Below are 13408 nucleotides of genomic sequence, written 5' to 3' on the forward strand. Positions count from 1 at the left end.
AAGGCATGGCGACCAATTCCTCTTCCCTCCCGCACAGCCACACCGCCCCTGGCGCTAGCCACGGCGGCGGCATGCTGCTTGGCTTTGCCGGCGTGGCCGTGTTCAGCCAGACCCTGCCCTTCACCCGCATGGCAGTGGCCGAGCTGGACGCCACATTCGTCGCGCTGGGCCGGGCCGTGGTGGCGGCGCTGCTGGCGCTGGTACTGCTGTGGCAGCGCGGCGCCTTTGCGCGCGCGCGCTGGCCCCGCGGCGGCCAGTGGTGGCGCCTGGCGGTAACCGCGCTGGGCGTGGTGGTGGGCTTTCCGCTGTTTTCCTCGCTGGCCATGCGCGAAGTGCCGGCCGGCCATGGCGCCATCATTACCGGCCTGCTGCCGCTGGCTACGGCTGTCTTTGCCGCCTGGTTCGGGCGCGAGCGGCCCTCGCCCGCGTTCTGGGTATCAGCTGGCGTCGGCAGCGCGCTGGTGATCGCGTTTGCGCTGTGGCAGGGCGCGGGCGGCCTGCAGCATGCGGACTGGCTGCTGTTCGCGGCCATGGTGCTGGGCGCGCTGGGCTATGCCGAAGGCGGCAAGCTGTCGCGCGAGCTCGGCGGCCTGGAGACCATCAGCTGGGCGGTGGCGCTGCCGCTGCTGCTGCCGGTGGTGGCCTGGCTGGGGCTGCAGCACCTCGGCCAGATCGCCGCTGCATCGCCGCGCGCCTGGCTCGGCATGGGCTATGTATCGGTGTTCTCGATGTTCATCGGCTTCCTGTTCTGGTACGCCGGTCTGGCAAAAGGCGGCGTGGCGCGCGTGGGCCAGATACAATTGCTGCAGCCGTTCCTCACGCTGGCGGGCGGCGCCCTGATGCTGGCCGAGCCGCTCGATGCCGTTACCCTCGCTTTTGCGGTGGCGGTGATCGCGGTGGTGGCCCTGGGCCGCCGGACCGCCGTGCGCAGCGCCCCCGCGGGCCCGGTGCCCGCGCCCGCCGTCGAAGAACCCCACCCCATCCCAACGGGACGATCCCACTGACTGGAGACCCTATGTCCGTCCATGACACTCTTGCCCGCCTCGGCATCGAACTGCCCAGCGCCGGCGCCCCCGCCGCTGCCTACGTGATGGCTGAGCAAACCGGCAACACCGTATTCCTTTCAGGCCACATCGCCCGCAAGGATGGCAAGCCGTGGGTAGGCAAGCTGGGCAAGGACCTGGGCACCGAAGACGGCAAGGCCGCTGCGCGCGCCATCGCCGTGGACCTGCTGGCCACGCTGAGCACGCACCTGGGCGGCGACCTGGACCGCGTGACCCGCATCGTCAAGGTGATGAGCCTGGTCAACTCCACGCCGGAATTCACCGAACAGCACCTGGTCACCAACGGCGCCTCGGAACTCCTGGCCGAAATTTTCGGCGAGGCCGGCAAGCATGCCCGCAGCGCCTTCGGCGTGGCGCAGATCCCGTTGGGCGCCTGTGTCGAGATCGAGATGATCGTTGAAGTGAAATAAAGTAAAGCGGCTTGTTCCGGGCGCCGTTACGCCCCCCTGCGGGTGTCGGCTCCCCGCTGAACATCAAGAGGAATCCGTCCCACGCATGCGCATCGACAATCTGCCTTTCGGCACCACCGACTGGTCCGGCATCACCCCGACCCGCCACCCCGGCGACACCGGGGAAGCTCTCTGGCGCACCCGCCAGTTCGGCGACATCCGCGTTCGCATGGTGGAGTATTCTGCCGGGTATCTCGCCGATCACTGGTGCACCAAGGGACACATCCTGTTTGTGCTGGAAGGCGAACTGCATACCGAGCTGGAAGACGGCCGGCATTTCGTGCTCCGCGCGGGCACGAGCTACCAGGTTGCMGACCACGCCGAACCGCACCGTTCGTCCACCCCGACCGGTGCGCGGCTTTTTATCGTTGACTGAGTCGATCCCATTCGACTCCCCACATACCAAGAGAACATCATGAACTGGGCCATCTCCCGCCGGGCGCAACAGCTGACCAGCTCGGCTATCCGTGAAATCCTGAAAGTCACCGAGCGTCCGGAAGTCATTTCCTTCGCCGGTGGCCTGCCCTCCCCGGCCACTTTCCCGGTAGCGGCCATGGAACAGGCGGTGGCCCGGATCTTTGCGGACAACCCGCAGGCAGCCCTGCAGTACGCCGCCACCGAAGGCTACCTGCCGCTGCGCGAGTTCATCGCCAAGCGTCATCAAGTGGACGTGGAGCGCGTGCTGATCACCACCGGCTCGCAACAGGCGCTGGACCTGATCGCCAAGGTGATGATCGATCCGGGCAGCCCGGTGCTGGTGGAAACGCCCAGCTACCTCGGCGCGCTGCAAGCGTTCTCGCTGTTCGAACCGGAATTCGTCTCGGTGCCGGGAGACGACAAGAGCCTGCTGCCCKAAGCGCTCACGCCCGAGCTGACCGCCGGCGCGCGCTTCCTCTACGCCCTGCCCAACTTCCAGAACCCCACCGGACGGCGCATGCCGCTGGAACGCCGCCAGGCGCTGGTGGCGCGCGCGCGAGAGCTCGGCGTGCTGCTGGTGGAGGACGACCCCTACGGTGAACTGAGCTACAGCGGCGACCAGTTGCCCAGCCTGCTGTCGATGAATCCCGATGGCGTGATCTACATGGGCTCCTTCTCCAAGATCCTCGCTCCCGGCCTGCGCCTGGGCTTCGTGATCGCCCCGCCCGACCTGCACTTCAAGCTGTGCCAGGCCAAGCAGGCCTCGGACCTGCACACGCCCAGCTTCACCCAGCGCCTGGCCTACGAGGTGGTGCGCGACGGCCTGCTCGACACGCACATCCCCACCATCCGCACGCTCTACGCCGCGCAGTGCCAGGCCATGCTGGATTCGCTCGCGCGCCACATGCCCGAGGGCGTGACGTGGAACGCGCCGGAAGGCGGCATGTTCATCTGGATGGAACTGCCCGAAGGGCTGGACAGCATGGTGATCCTGGAGGAAGCGGTCAGGCGCAATGTGGCCTATGTGCCGGGCGCGCCGTTCTATGCCAGCAACCCGCGCCGCAATGCGCTGCGCCTGGCCTTCGTCACGGTGGCGCCGGAGCGCATCGAGGAGGGCGTGGCCATCCTCGGCACGCTGTTCCGCGAAGCCATCGCCGGGCACGCCCCGCAGGCCAAGGCAGCCTGAGGCACCGGGCAAACCGGGCCGGTCGACCGGCCCGGCCCGGCTGTCGTTCCGATACGGCGCATAGATCTCCTGGCCGATTCCTCGCTGGCGGGCTTCATGGCAAGATAACAACATCGCCCTTCAGCCCGGGCCCTATGGCACATAGTCACATAGTCACATAGCGGCCCAAGCCATCAGGAGAAGAACTTCGTGCTGCGTATCTGGGGTCGGCTCTCATCGATCAATGTGCAGAAAGTGGTCTGGTGCGCGCGCGAGCTGCACCTGGACCACGAACGTATTGACATTGGCGTCAGCGAGGGCGACCTCGATACCGAAGCCTATGTCCGGCTCAATCCCGACCGCAGCATCCCTGTGATCGAGGATTTCCGCGGCACCGACGTCGGTGGCGAACCCTTCGTGTTGTGGGAGTCCAACGCCATCGTGCGCTACCTCTGCGCGCGCGACGGCGAGGATAGCCTTTGGCCCCAGGACGTCAAGGCGCGGGCCCTGGCCGACCGCTGGATGGACTGGCAGACCAATGCCTTCAGCCCGGCCATGGTCGACGCGTTCCGTCACCTGGTGCGGCTGCCCGCCGGCCAGCGCGCCCCCGACCTGGTCGCCCGCGCCCTGGAACGCACCGAACCGCTGGCGGCCCGGCTCGACGAAGCCCTGGCCGAGCGCGAGTTCATCTGCGGCGACCGCTTCACCATGGCCGATATCTCCCTGGCGTGCGCCGCGCATCGCTGGCTGGGACTCCCGGTGACGCACCAGCCACGCCCGCATCTTGAACGCTGGATTGCCGCCATGCGGGCAAGGCCGGCCGCCGCCGGCATCCTGGTCCTGCCGCTGACCTGATACCAGGCAGCCTGCCACCGGCTACTTGCCGTGACGGCCGCCCGACACGGCGGCCAGCACCCCCAACCCGATCAGCGCGCCGCCGGTGAGGTAGCGGCCCGCGGACTGCACGCCGCTTGAGCGGGAGAGCAGCGGCAACACGGCAGCCGCGGCCAGCACGTAGCAACAATCCGTGATGGAGGCGATCAGCACGAAGAGGCTGCCCAGGGCAATGCTCTGTGGCAACGCAGCAATGGCCGGATCCATGAACTGCGGCAGGAAGGCAGCGAAGAACAAGGTGGTCTTGGGGTTGAACAAGGCCACCACGAAACCATCGCGAAACACGCGCCGCAGCCCGGCGCCCTTGCCGTCCGGCTCCGGATCGGCGGCAGCCGCCGGACGCCCGCGCAGTGCGCGCAAGCCGAGATAGACCAGGTAGGCCGCGCCCGCGTACTTGAACACGGAAAATGCCAGCGCCGACACCGCGAACAGCGCCGCCAGCCCCAAGGCGGCCGCCAGCACATTGACCAGGTTGCCCGCCACCACCGCCGCCACCGAAGCCAGGCCGGCGAGCCTGCCTTGCCCAAGCGTGCGCGCAACGATGTAGATGACAGCGGGCCCGGGCGTGACCGCGAGCAACAGGCTGGACAGCAGAAAAGCGGCAAGCATGGCGCCGCCGGGAATGATGTGATGCATGGCAATTCTCCCTCGCCGGTTTGAACGCCGCCCCGTCATGCCTGACTGGCCAGCTGCGCGGGCATGGCACAAAAGGACAGCCAGTGCATTCTGCCACCATGGACTTTGCCAGCATACATTTGCCTGGCGATTGGTTTGGAGTACTCTGCCTATGGGGCAGCGAGTGCGCCAGCCTGCCCCCAGGCAAACCCTGATCCCTGAAGCCGGCTCATGATGACAGTGATCCAATTCAGGGCGGCGCGGCAGCAACCCATCCTTAACATCGCGATGTTTGTCGATATGCATGGCTGGCACGGCACGCCGGCACAAGAGCCAAAACGGCAGGCCGGGGCAACCAGAAGAGAACCAGCCAGAGAACCTGCCGCCCAACCCGAGGAGGATTCATCGTGTGGAGTCAAGTCTATGACCCGCTAGGCAGCATGGCGTTATCGACGCTAGCTGCCGGCATTCCTGTCGCCGTACTGCTGGCTTCGCTGGCATTTTTTCATTTGCAGGCACACCTGGCCGCCGGGTTGGCGCTGGTGGTGGGCGTGATCATTGCCGCCGCGGTGTTTGGCATGCCAGCCGAGATGGCGGGCAAGGCGGCCGGCCTGGGCATTGTGTCGGGCCTGTTCCCGATCGGCTGGATCGTGCTGAACATCATCTTCCTGCACCGGCTGACCACGCTGAACGGCTCCTTCAGGGTGCTGCAGAACTCGATCTCCGGGATCACCGAAGACCGCCGCCTGCAACTGCTGCTGGTGGCGTTCAGTTTTGGCGCCTTTTTCGAGGGCGCCGCCGGCTTCGGTACGCCAGTGGCGGTGACAGGTGCGATCCTGATCGGGCTTGGCTTCTCGCCGCTGGCCGCCTCGGGCCTGGCGCTGATCGCCAATACCGCGCCGGTGGCGTACGGCGCGCTGGGCGCGCCGCTGATCGGGCTGGCATCGGTCACCGGCCTGGACCTGCTGGACCTGTCGGCCATGGTCGGCCGCCAGTTGCCGTTCTTCTCGGTGCTGGTGCCGTTCTGGCTGATCTGGGCGTTCGCGGGTTTCCGCGGCATGCTGGCGATCTGGCCGGCAGTCCTGGTCGCTGGCGTCACCTTCGCCGTGCCGCAGTTCCTGGTCTCGAACTTCCACGGCCCCTGGCTGGTGGACGTGATCGCCGCGCTGGTCTCGATGGGCTGCCTCACGCTGTTCCTGAAGGTCTGGCACCCCAGGGAAATCTGGACCTCCACCAAGATCCTGGGCCGCCATGACGACTCCAGGGTCGACGACCCTGCCGCCGTGGCCGCGGAAGCACGCGCCAATGCCGCATCCGCCAGCATCTCGGTGGCCAAGGCGTGGATGCCGTGGGTGATCCTGACGGTGTTTGTCTTCGTCTGGGGCATTCCGGAATTCAAGAAGCTGATGGACGGCTTGTGGCAATGGAAGTTCGCCATTCCGGGGCTCGACAAGGCAGTGATGAAGGTGCCGCCGGTCGTGCCCAAGCCCATCGCCGAAGGCGCCGTGTTCAGCTTCAACGTGTTGTCCATGGCCGGTACCGGCATCCTGGCCTCGGCCTTGCTGGGTGGCTTGCTGATGGGCTATTCGGTGCCGCGCCTCATCAGGGAGTACTGGGAGACCATCAAGCTGGTGAAGTACTCGCTGCTGACCATCTGCGCGATGTTCGGCATTGGCTACCTGACCCGTTACTCGGGCCTGGATGCCACCATGGGGCTGGCGTTTGCCCACACCGGCGCCTTCTATCCGCTGTTCGGCACCATGCTGGGCTGGCTGGGCGTGGCGCTGACCGGCTCCGATACCGCGTCCAACGTGCTGTTCGGCGGCCTGCAGAAGACCACGGCCGAACAGCTCGGGCTGTCGCCTGTCCTGATGGCCGCGGCCAACAGTTCCGGCGGCGTGATGGGCAAGATGATCGACGCGCAGTCCATCGTGGTGGCCTCCACCGCTACCAAGTGGTACGGGCACGAGGGCGACATCCTGCGCTACGTGTTCTTCCATTCGATCGCGCTGGCGGTCCTGGTGGGGCTGTTTATCACGCTGCAGGCGTACGTGCATCCGTTTACGCAGATGGTGATTCACTGAGCGCGCCGCGCCAGGCGCTCATGAGAAAGAGGCCCCGCCCGTGCTCGGGCGGGGCCGGATCCGATGGCGAATCACGATAGCGACCGCCGCGGGATCCATTTCGCTCATGACAGGCGGCGGCCCAGGGTTTCCGGCACCATCGCCAGGCCGATCAGCGAAACCAGGCCGCAGCCGATCACGTAGAAGGCAGGCGCGTTCGGATTAGCGGTGAGATGGATCAACTCGGTCGAGAAGAACTGCGCGAAGCCGCCGAAGATGGCAATGGCCACGCAGTAGGCGATCGACAGGCCGGTGGCGCGCAGGCGCTGCGGCAGCACCTCGCTGACCAGCACCATCGACGCCGGCGAGGTCATCGACATCGGCACCGACAGGCAACCCACCACCAGCAGCAGACGCGTCAGGCTTGGCTCGGCATTGATCAGCACGAAGGCGGGATAGATCATCAGCAGCAAGGCCACGCGCGACCACAGCACCACCGGGCGGCGGCCGAGCCGGTCGCTCAGCCAGCCGGCGAACGGCGACAGCACCACTTGCACCGCGGCTGCCACGCAGGCGGCCCAGATGCCCAGCGACAGCGGCATATGCAACTGGCTGACGGCATAGTTGCTCAGGTAATACACCACGATATAGGTCGACGAAGCCACGCCGATCATCAGCAGGATGCTGGCCACCAGCGCGCGCCGCTGCTCACGCAGCAACGGCAGGGTGGAACCGCGTTCCGACTCGCCAGCGGCAGGCGCGGTTTCTTCCAGGCGGCGGCGAATCACCAGGCCCACCGGAATCACCAGGATGCCGATCACGAAGGCCAGGCGCCAGCCCCATGCTTCCAGCGCCTGTTGCTCCAGCACATTGCTGAGCAGCAGCCCGACCAGCGCCCCGAACAGCGCAGCCAGGCCCTGGCTGAACGGCTGCCAGCTGGTGTAGAAGCCACGCGAGCGCTCGTCGGCATATTCCAGCAGCAGCGCCGTGGAAGCGCCCATCTCGCCGCCGATGGCGAAGCCTTGCACCAGGCGCGCGAGCAGGATCAAGATCGGGGCGAACATGCCGATCTGGGCATAGGTCGGGGTCACCACGAAAATCACCGAGCTCAGGCCCATCAGCCAGAGCGTCAGCGCCACCGCCGGCTTGCGCCCGACACGGTCGGCGTACATGCCGATCAGCAAGCCGCCCAGCGGGCGCATCAGGAAGCCGACGCCGAAAGTGGCGAAGGAGAGCAGCAACTGCCCGGTGGGATCGGAAACCGGAAAGTAGAGGCGGCCGATCAGGGTGGCGAAAAAGCTGTAGACCACGAAGTCGTAGAATTCCAGGCCATTGCCGATGGTGATGGCGGCGATGGCCTGGATCCTGGATAGCGGTGCGGTGGCGGCCCCACTGCCGATGACGGCAGCAGGTGCGGTGGTGTCGATGGACAAGATTGGGTCTCCCTGGCGTTGGAATCGCCGCCTCCTGTGCGGAGACGGCGTTGGGGGGCCAAGCCCCCCGTATGCGTGCCGGCCCCGGCCGCCACAAGGGCGGGTCCGGCGCCGCGCGTGGCTGCTCGGCCAGGCGGTCAGCGGCCCAGCATCGGCAGGTTCAGGCCCTGCTCGCGTGCGCAGTCGATGGCGATGTCGTAGCCGGCGTCGGCATGGCGCATCACACCGGTGGCGGGATCGTTGTGCAGCACGCGGGCGATGCGGGCTGCAGCTTCATCGGTGCCGTCGCACACGATCACCACACCGGAATGCTGCGAGAAGCCCATGCCCACGCCGCCGCCGTGATGCAGCGACACCCAGGTCGCGCCGCTGGCGGTATTGAGCAGCGCGTTGAGCAGCGGCCAGTCGGACACCGCGTCGGAGCCGTCCTTCATGCTTTCGGTTTCACGGTTGGGGCTGGCCACCGAGCCGGAGTCCAGGTGGTCGCGGCCGATCACCACCGGCGCCGACAGTTCGCCGCTGCGCACCATCTCGTTGAAGGCCAGGCCGAGCCTGGCGCGCAGGCCCAGTCCAACCCAGCAGATACGCGCAGGCAGACCCTGGAAGCTGATGCGCTCGCGCGCCATGTCCAGCCAGCGGTGCAGGTGGGCGTCGTCGGGGATCAGTTCCTTGACCTTGGCATCGGTCTTGTAGATGTCCTGCGGATCGCCCGACAGCGCGACCCAGCGGAACGGGCCGATGCCGCGGCAGAATAGCGGGCGGATATAGGCCGGCACGAAGCCGGGGAAATCAAAGGCGTCAGCCACGCCCTCTTCCTTGGCCATCTGGCGGATGTTGTTGCCATAGTCGAAGGTGGGCACGCCCATCTTCTGGAAGTCCAGCATGGCCCGCACGTGCTTCGCCATCGATTGCCTGGCGGCCTTGACCACCGCGGCCGGATCCGTCTGCGCGCGGTCGCGGTACTGGCCCCAGGTCCAGCCCGACGGCAGGTAGCCGTTGAGCGGATCGTGCGCGCTGGTCTGGTCGGTGACCATGTCGGGGCGCACGCCACGGCGCACCAGCTCGGGCAGCACGTCGGCGGCGTTGGCGCACAGCGCGATGGAAACGGCGCGGCCTTCGGCGGTGTACCTGGCGATGCGGGCCAGCGCGTCATCGAGGTTCGTGGCCTGCTCGTCGACATAGCGCGTGCGCAGGCGGAAGTCGATGCTGGCCTGCTGGCATTCGATGTTCAGCGAGCAGGCGCCGGCCAGCGTGGCGGCCAGCGGCTGCGCGCCGCCCATGCCGCCCAGGCCGGCGGTCAGCACCCAGCGGCCCTTGAGGGTGCCGTTGTAGTGCTGGCGCCCGGCTTCCACGAACGTCTCGTAGGTGCCCTGCACGATGCCCTGGCTGCCGATATAGATCCAGCTGCCGGCGGTCATCTGGCCGTACATGGCCAGGCCCTTGGCATCGAGTTCGTTGAAGTGTTCCCAGGTGGCCCAGTGCGGCACCAGGTTGGAATTGGCGATCAGCACGCGCGGGGCATTGCTGTGGGTCTTGAACACGCCGACCGGCTTGCCGGACTGCACCAGCAGGGTCTCGTCATCATTCAGCGTCTTGAGCGTCTCGACGATCCTGTCGTAGCACTCCCAGTTGCGCGCGGCGCGGCCGATACCGCCGTACACCACCAGTTCCTTGGGATTCTCCGCCACTTCCGGGTCGAGGTTGTTCATCAACATGCGCAGCGGCGCTTCGGTCTGCCAGCTCCTGGCGTTCAGTTGGCTGCCACGCGGGGCGCGGATCTCTACATCACGAAAGCGGTGGGTATTGCTCACGGCAACTCCTTCGGTAATTGCTGCCGGATCTGACCCGGCCTGTTGATCTTTTCCAGATATGTATAGTGTTGTATAGACAAGTTAGAAGAAATTGGGGTATTCCCGAAGATCCCCTGCAACCGCCCCGGGACACATGCACTGGAGCAAGAACACGGTGCGTGCGCGGTATCATGCTTTTGATTCTTGATCCGTGGCATACCCATGGCATCGATGCGACCCTTGCCCGCGCACGCCAGCGCCCCGGAATGCGCGGTCGCTGTTCCACTCCCGGACTCCTATGCTGATGCGTTTTCTGGAACGGCTGATCGATCCGTTCCGCGCCCTCCCCGATACCGAGCCGCCTGGCCAGATCTGGCGCTTCTATGCCTATTACCTGCGCGAGGTGTGGCCGGTCTTCGGATTGCTGCTGGCGGTGGGCCTGGCCGTGTCGCTGATCGAAGTCGCGCTGTTCGGCTTTCTCGGCCGCCTGCTCGACCTGGCGCAGACCACGCCGGCCGCCGATTTCTTCCAGCGCCACGCCTGGGAACTTGCCTGGATGGCCACGGTGGCGGTGGTGGTGCGCCCGCTGTTCAATGGCCTGCACGACATCCTGGTGCACCAGGTCATCAATCCCAGCCTGGGCAACCTCGTGCGCTGGCAGAATCACCGCTACGTGCTCAAGCAAAGCCTGTCGTTCTTCCAGAACGACTTTGCCGGCCGCATCGCCCAGCGCATCATGCAGACCGGCTTTTCGCTGCGCGATTCAGCGGTGCAGGCGGTCGACGGAGTCTGGCACGTGCTGATCTATGCGGCCAGTTCGCTCTACCTGTTCGCCGCGGCGGACTGGCGCCTGATGATTCCGCTGCTGATCTGGATCGTGTGCTATGTGGCGGCCATGGCGTATTTCACGCCGCGCGTGAAAGTGCGCTCGGTAGCCGCCACGGGCGCCCGCTCGCGGCTGATGGGCCGCATCGTCGACGGCTATACCAACATCACCACGCTCAAGCTGTTCGCCCACACGCGCCATGAGGAAGACTACGCGCGCGAAGCCATGGCCGACCTGACCGACAAGGCGCGGCGCTCCGGCCGCATGGTCAGCGCGATGGATGTCTGCGTCACCGCGCTCAACGGCGTGCTGATCGCCGGCACCACCGGGCTGGCGCTGTGGCTGTGGAGCAAGGGACATGTCAGCGTGGGCGCGATCGCGCTGTCGACCGGGCTGGTGATCCGCATCGTCAGCATGTCGGCCTGGATCATGTGGGTGATCAGCGGCATCTTCGAGAACATCGGCCAGGTGCAGGATGGCATGCTGACCATCTCGGTACCGCGCAAGGTGACCGACCGCGACGCAGCGCCGCCGCTGCGGGTGACGCGCGGCGAGGTACGTTTCGAAGGCGTGGCCTTTCATTACGGCAAGGGTGCGGGTGTGATCGAGAAGATCGACCTGCTGGTGCGTCCGGGCGAGAAAATCGGGCTGGTGGGGCCATCGGGCGCGGGCAAGTCGACGCTGGTCAACCTGCTGCTGCGTCTGTACGACGTGGAGCGGGGACAAATCCTGATCGACGGGCAGGACATTGCCGGCGTCACGCAGGAAAGCCTGCGCGCGCAGATCGGCATGGTGACGCAGGACACCTCGCTGCTGCATCGCTCGATTCGCGACAACCTGCGATATGGCAAGCCGGGCGCCAGCGAAGCGGAGTTGCTTGCCGCGGCGGACGATGCCCATGCCGGCGAGTTCATCCCGCATTTGCGCGACACGGACGGCGCCACCGGGCTGGACGCCATGGTGGGCGAACGCGGCGTCAAGCTCTCCGGCGGGCAGCGCCAGCGCATCGCCGTGGCGCGCGTGCTGCTCAAGGATGCGCCCATCCTGATCCTGGACGAAGCGACGTCCGCGCTGGACTCCGAAGTGGAAGCCGCGATCCAGGAGAACCTGGAGACGCTGATGCAAGGCAAGACCGTGATCGCCATTGCGCATCGGCTCTCCACCATTGCGCGCATGGACCGGCTGGTGGTGCTGGACAAGGGCCGGATTGCCGAGAGTGGGACCCATGCGGAATTGCTGGCGCACGGGGGACTTTATGCGCGGTTGTGGGCGCATCAGACCGGCGGCTTCGTCGGCGTGGACTAAGCCGCTGCGGAATTCATACCAGCCCCAGCAGCCCCGCCCCGGCGCCCAGCGCCACCAGCACCAGCGGATGCACGCGCGTCTTGAGCATCAGCGCGATCGTGGCCAGCGTCACCGCCACCGCGGTCCACCGGTGATCCACGCCAGCCGCCAGAATCCACCCGGTGGAAAACAGCAGCCCGATCGTCAACGTGGCGAGCCCGCGCCGGATCAGCCCCGGCCAGCGCGCCTGCGGCGAGCGCCCGGCGAAATACTCGAAACCGAGCGCGATCAGGCTGGACGGCCCGCAGATGCCGATCATGCCGACGATGGCGCCGGCCAGCCCCGCCACCTGCCAGCCGAACAAAGCCACGAATAGAATGTTCGGCCCCGGCGCGGCCTGCGAGATGGCGTACATGGCGGAAAATTGCCCGTCGCTCATCCAGCCATGCGACTCCACCAGGAATCGATGCATATCCGGAATGGTGGTACCGGCGCCGCCGATGGCGAGAAGGGAGAGCATCAGGAAATGCGTGAGCAGGCTGCCCAGGACATCAGGATTAGGCGAACTCATTGGTTCGCCCCGCTGGTCGCCGGCGCAACCGGATCGATGCCGTCATCGCCGGAGGGCATGGGCGGCTTGTCGATGCCACCCGCCAGCAGCAGCGCGTTCGCGCGCCGCGCCTGTTGCCCGCTGCGCCACTCCAGCACCAGCCCCAGCGGCACCAGCACCGCCATGACCGGCACCAGCGGCCAGCGCAGCAGCGCGATGCCGACAAAGGCCGCGCCACCGATCATCAGCCCCCGCACGGTACGCGGCTGGCTCTGTGCCAGCTTGAAACCGGTCGACAGCACCAGGCCCGCGGACACCGCCGTCATGCCGGTCAGCATGCGCTGCACGGCCGCCACGTCGCGGTAGTGCTCATAGAGCAGCATCAGCGACAGCACCCCCGCCATCGGCACCATCACCAGCCCGGCAAACGCGGCCAGCGCGCCGCGCAGCCCCGCGAAGCGCAGGCCCAGCATCAGCGCGAGATTGATCACATTGGGGCCGGGCAACACCTGCCCAAGGCTGAGCAGTTCGACGAAATCGCGATCGCCGAGCCAGCGGTTGCGATCCACCACGGCACGCCGCACAAAGGGCAGCACGCCGCCGAAGCCGGACAAGCCCATGCGGGCAAACTCGATGAACAGGCGGCGTGGCGTGGGCGGCGGCGCTAGCGCCGCCGGTTTGTCGCCGGCGGGGGAAGAAGTGACTGGCATCACGCGTAACAGGAATGAAGACTGCCGGCCGGGATCGCGCCCCGGCATGCCGGCATGCCGTTAAAGAAAAAGGCCCCGCGCAGACGCGCAGGGCCAGGCCAGCTCGGCGGGACCGAGTATCCCGAATCACAAATTCGTCGAATAAGTG

Annotated in this window: 11 protein-coding genes and 1 pseudogene; 7 read left to right on the forward strand and 5 right to left on the reverse strand. The window is 66.7% G+C overall.

The features are described 5' to 3' along the window. Positions 1-5 precede the first annotated feature (5 nt). The 5 genes from AC1DQ3_RS31775 to AC1DQ3_RS31795 all read left to right on the forward strand — a co-directional run bounded on the left by AC1DQ3_RS31775 (position 6) and on the right by AC1DQ3_RS31795 (position 3950). Positions 6-1004 carry a DMT family transporter gene (locus tag AC1DQ3_RS31775; protein WP_477124094.1) on the forward strand — a complete coding sequence of 333 codons (999 nt, stop codon included), beginning with the start codon at positions 6-8 and terminating at the stop codon, positions 1002-1004. 11 nt (positions 1005-1015) lie between these two features. Next, positions 1016-1474 carry a RidA family protein gene (locus AC1DQ3_RS31780; protein WP_477124095.1) on the forward strand — a complete coding sequence of 153 codons (459 nt, stop codon included), beginning with the start codon at positions 1016-1018 and terminating at the stop codon, positions 1472-1474. 85 nt (positions 1475-1559) lie between these two features. Further along, a complete protein-coding gene (locus AC1DQ3_RS31785) occupies positions 1560-1889 on the forward strand; it encodes a DHCW motif cupin fold protein (protein WP_477124096.1) in 330 nt (109 codons plus the stop codon). A 39-nt stretch (positions 1890-1928) separates the two neighbouring features. Further along, positions 1929-3116, forward strand: a complete 1188-nt coding sequence (locus AC1DQ3_RS31790; RefSeq protein WP_477124097.1) for an aminotransferase-like domain-containing protein — start codon at positions 1929-1931, stop codon at positions 3114-3116. A gap of 189 nt (positions 3117-3305) precedes the next feature. Next, positions 3306-3950: a glutathione S-transferase family protein gene (locus AC1DQ3_RS31795; RefSeq protein WP_477124098.1), complete on the forward strand. Its 645-nt coding sequence runs from the start codon at positions 3306-3308 to the stop codon at positions 3948-3950. 21 nt (positions 3951-3971) lie between these two features. On the opposite strand, the gene AC1DQ3_RS31800 is transcribed toward AC1DQ3_RS31795, so the two are convergent. Beyond that, the gene (locus AC1DQ3_RS31800) at positions 3972-4625 is read right to left on the reverse strand and encodes a LysE family translocator (protein WP_477124099.1); all 654 of its coding nucleotides are present in this window, start codon (positions 4623-4625) and stop codon (positions 3972-3974) included. A 386-nt stretch (positions 4626-5011) separates the two neighbouring features. Between AC1DQ3_RS31800 and AC1DQ3_RS31805 the strand changes: the two genes are divergently transcribed. Further along, complete coding sequence (locus tag AC1DQ3_RS31805) at positions 5012-6688, forward strand: L-lactate permease (protein ID WP_477124100.1); 1677 nt, start codon at positions 5012-5014, stop codon at positions 6686-6688. 104 nt (positions 6689-6792) lie between these two features. Here the strand turns inward: AC1DQ3_RS31805 and AC1DQ3_RS31810 are convergent, their stop codons facing one another. Next, on the reverse strand, positions 6793-8100 hold the full coding sequence (locus tag AC1DQ3_RS31810; RefSeq protein ID WP_477124101.1) for an MFS transporter: 1308 nt from the start codon (positions 8098-8100) through the stop codon (positions 6793-6795). Between the two features lie 137 nt (positions 8101-8237). Continuing rightward, complete coding sequence (hutU, locus tag AC1DQ3_RS31815) at positions 8238-9911, reverse strand: urocanate hydratase (protein WP_477124102.1); 1674 nt, start codon at positions 9909-9911, stop codon at positions 8238-8240. A 277-nt stretch (positions 9912-10188) separates the two neighbouring features. On the opposite strand from hutU, the gene AC1DQ3_RS31820 reads away from it, so the two are divergent. Continuing rightward, complete coding sequence (locus AC1DQ3_RS31820) at positions 10189-12021, forward strand: ABC transporter ATP-binding protein (protein WP_477124103.1); 1833 nt, start codon at positions 10189-10191, stop codon at positions 12019-12021. A gap of 13 nt (positions 12022-12034) precedes the next feature. Here the strand turns inward: AC1DQ3_RS31820 and AC1DQ3_RS31825 are convergent, their stop codons facing one another. Beyond that, positions 12035-12571, reverse strand: a complete 537-nt coding sequence (locus AC1DQ3_RS31825) for a chromate transporter (protein ID WP_477124104.1) — start codon at positions 12569-12571, stop codon at positions 12035-12037. Between the two features lie 119 nt (positions 12572-12690). Next, positions 12691-13260: pseudogene (locus AC1DQ3_RS31830) on the reverse strand (chromate transporter); the annotation flags it as partial. Between the last annotated feature and the right edge of the window lie 148 nt (positions 13261-13408).

It is taken from the genome of Cupriavidus sp. 01T418, assembly GCF_056398885.1.

What these genes read in the sequence shown, in the direction of transcription:
- AC1DQ3_RS31800 (WP_477124099.1), bottom strand. Translation starts at nt 4,625, where the DNA reads ATGCATCACATCATTCCCGGCGGCGCCATGCTTGCCGCTTTTCTGCTG.
- AC1DQ3_RS31820 (WP_477124103.1), top strand. Translation starts at nt 10,189, where the DNA reads ATGCTGATGCGTTTTCTGGAACGGCTGATCGATCCGTTCCGCGCCCTC.
- AC1DQ3_RS31825 (WP_477124104.1), bottom strand. Translation starts at nt 12,571, where the DNA reads ATGAGTTCGCCTAATCCTGATGTCCTGGGCAGCCTGCTCACGCATTTC.
- AC1DQ3_RS31780 (WP_477124095.1), top strand. Translation starts at nt 1,016, where the DNA reads ATGTCCGTCCATGACACTCTTGCCCGCCTCGGCATCGAACTGCCCAGC.
- AC1DQ3_RS31775 (WP_477124094.1), top strand. Translation starts at nt 6, where the DNA reads ATGGCGACCAATTCCTCTTCCCTCCCGCACAGCCACACCGCCCCTGGC.